Raw genomic sequence first — 2,836 nt, 5'->3', positions numbered from 1 at the left:
ATGGTATCGTGGTAGCGCGGTTCGATAGCGCCGGAAGCAACTAAGGTGTCGGTACCAAGTTTGATAGCCTGTTGCCAGTTTGCGGCATCGGCCTGAAGCCTGATTGAGTTATTCTCGATAAGGGATTGCTTAAAGTTAACCTTTTCGCTGCAATGGCTATCAAGCAGTGTATTGGTGAAGTGCTTCTCTATCAGCTCGAGCAGCTCGCCGCCAAATGAGGTCGGATCCAGCATGTTCCTGACCCCCAGAATACATTTCCCGTCACCGACCTCCATCTCTCCGGCCAGGTGGTTTGAGGAAACGATAATGTCTGTGCCGGTAAGTTTCGATCTGTAGTCGGAAACAGCGCACGAATCCATGGTATGAGGGATGTTTTGGCTTTCCAGGAAACTGCCGATTTTCATCTTCATGATCATCGAGGAGCCCTGGCCGTTACCGCATACGGCGAGGATACGAACTGCGCGGTTTTCTACCGGGGGACTTGGCTGAACGATGTCATTGGTGAGTGGCTCGTTACTGCCCGTGGCATAGGTGTTCATCATGCCTTCCTTCTCCGCATCTTCTTCGGCGCGAAGTTTCTTTGATGCGAAGAACATATAAACGCCTGCCAATGCCAGTAGGACAAAGAAGAAAAGGGAAGAGGATGACAGCCCCTGCATAATTGGTGGGAAGAGTAGTGCCCAGTCGGCCATTCCCATCCAGCCGTTCAGTTCCGTGTTGTGCTGGCTGAAAAGGTGAATGGCCCAGGCAGAGCCGGCGACTTCGATAATCCCCATCACAAAGCAAATTTTCATGACCGCTTTCCAGCCGCCAAAGTGATTGGCAAACACGCCGATGGTAGCGTTAGAGAAGAACATCGGGATAAAGCCCGGAATGATCATGATAGGGGCATCGAAGGTTAGCATCGCAAGTACTGCAACGAACTGGCCGATAGCACCCCACATGAAACCAAATACCATCGCATTTGGAGAGAAGGCATAGATAGCGGCACAGTCAATGGCCAGGACGGCATTGGGGATCACGCGCTCGGAGATCCCCTTGAAGGCCTCGGACAGCTCGGCGACAAACATACGCACACCCATGACGATTATCTGAATGGCGACGGCGAATTTCATGCCGGTTTCAAAAATATAAATGGTCCAGTGGGTACTTCCCGCCATCACTTGTAGCCTATCGAGGCCGAAAGAGAGCAGGATGATGCTGAAGAACAGTGTCATTACAATCGCGGTCGCGGCAATGCTGTCGTGGAAGATATGAAGCCACTGTGGCAGCTTGATTTTGTCGACGCTGTCGTTTTTGTCTCCCAGTTTTGGGGCTACTTTGATAGCTATCCAGGAGGCGACTTGCTGCTGGTGGCCAATTGAGAATCCTGCGCCGCCGGTCACCGCCTGGGTGGGTTTAAACATGATGTTGGTGGAGATCCCCCAGTAGAGTGCGATCAGCACGGCTGAGTAGACAATCGTCTCCCACATCGAAGCACCAAGAACGAAGTAAAATACCGCAATCAGGCCAGTTTGCTGAAACATGATGTGGCCTGTCAGCATAATGGTACGAATGCCTGTGATACGGCGGAAGACGACGAGCAGGATATTAATTGCCAATGCCAGCAAGACGGCATAGCCAACCCAGGAGTAGTTTTCTCCCATGGTTTCCATGGTGGCCATCATGGTGGTGTAGGGGTCAATGACCGAGCCGGTCAGGTTGTGGTACTCGGACATTTTTTCGATCACCGGCTTAAAGCCTGCGACCAGCGTGCCGGCACCCACCTGTACCAACATGAAACCGACGATGGTTTTGATTGTACCCTGGACAATGGTAGTTCTATCGCGCTTTAGCAGGAAGTAACCAAGGCATGTGACTAGCCCGAGCAGGAGCGGTGCCTTGGTCATAACTTGGCTGTAAAAGATATAGAAGATGTCGTACAGGGTGTCCATCATGATACTCCGCAACTCGAGACAAACGATAATCTGCGATTTTGGGGCAACGATCTCGTTTGGGTAGCACAATAGCAATCACATATAATCACAAGAAGGTAACCTATGATTTTTTGTGGGAACGATCTCGCTTGTGCTTTGATGATGGTGATCGTGATCACTTAACTGATATTTTTGTGAATAATACGGTTAAATGCTGAATGATTATTCATCTCGAATGTGCCAGGAAAAAGCTGGTCTGGCTCGAAGCATGAAATTATTAATAGGCAATATAGATATATTCCATTAGTTGCATCTTTGTTTGTTGTTTCCAATCACTCTGATGTCATTACAATCATTGTTAATCATGATGGTGATTGTTATAGTCTCATCCTGTAATAACGGGTCATTTGATAAGCCGACAGGGAAGAGGTGCTTCAGCGATGGATTTGGCAAAATACCAGGGGTTAGTTTTTGATCTCGATGGCACGTTGGTGGATACGATGCCGGCCAGCCTGGAGGCTTGGCAGCGTACCAGCGAGCATTATTGCTTTCCGTTTGATGCGGATTGGCTGTATCAGCTGAGTGGCCAGCCAAGTGTCAAAATGGCCAGCGCCATGGTTGAGCGTTACGGGCTAAGCTATCGCCCTGAGGATATTGCCAGCACCAAGTTAGATATCTATCTGGCCCTTGAAAATCATGGTGAGGTTATACCGTGTACTTACGAGCTGTTGGTTAAATATCGAGGTACTAAGAAGACGGCTATTGGTACCGGCTGCCAGCGCATAAATGCATTCAGCATCCTTGAAAGCAAAGACCTGTTGCCGTTGATTGATGTGGTTGTTACATCCAGTGACGTAACAAGCTATAAGCCAGCTCCGGATACGTTCTTGTTGGCGGCTGAAAAGCTGGGGCTGGCTCCG

Annotated in this window: 1 protein-coding gene and 1 pseudogene; one reads left to right on the top strand and one right to left on the bottom strand. The window is 49.5% G+C overall.

Features of this window, described 5'->3' with window-relative positions; genetic code table 11:
• Positions 1–236 precede the first annotated feature (236 nt).
• Positions 237–1,889: pseudogene (locus tag MHN01_RS23260) on the bottom strand (PTS ascorbate-specific subunit IIBC); the annotation flags it as partial.
• A 467-nt stretch (positions 1,890–2,356) separates the two neighbouring features.
• Between MHN01_RS23260 and MHN01_RS23255 the strand changes: the two are divergent.
• A partial coding sequence (locus MHN01_RS23255; protein ID WP_239413730.1) for an HAD family phosphatase occupies positions 2,357–2,836 on the top strand: 480 nt, incomplete at its 3' end.

This window comes from Photobacterium sp. OFAV2-7, assembly GCF_022347985.1.
Classification (GTDB): Bacteria; Pseudomonadota; Gammaproteobacteria; order Enterobacterales; family Vibrionaceae; genus Photobacterium.
This window is presented reverse-complemented; position numbering and strand designations above follow the sequence as displayed.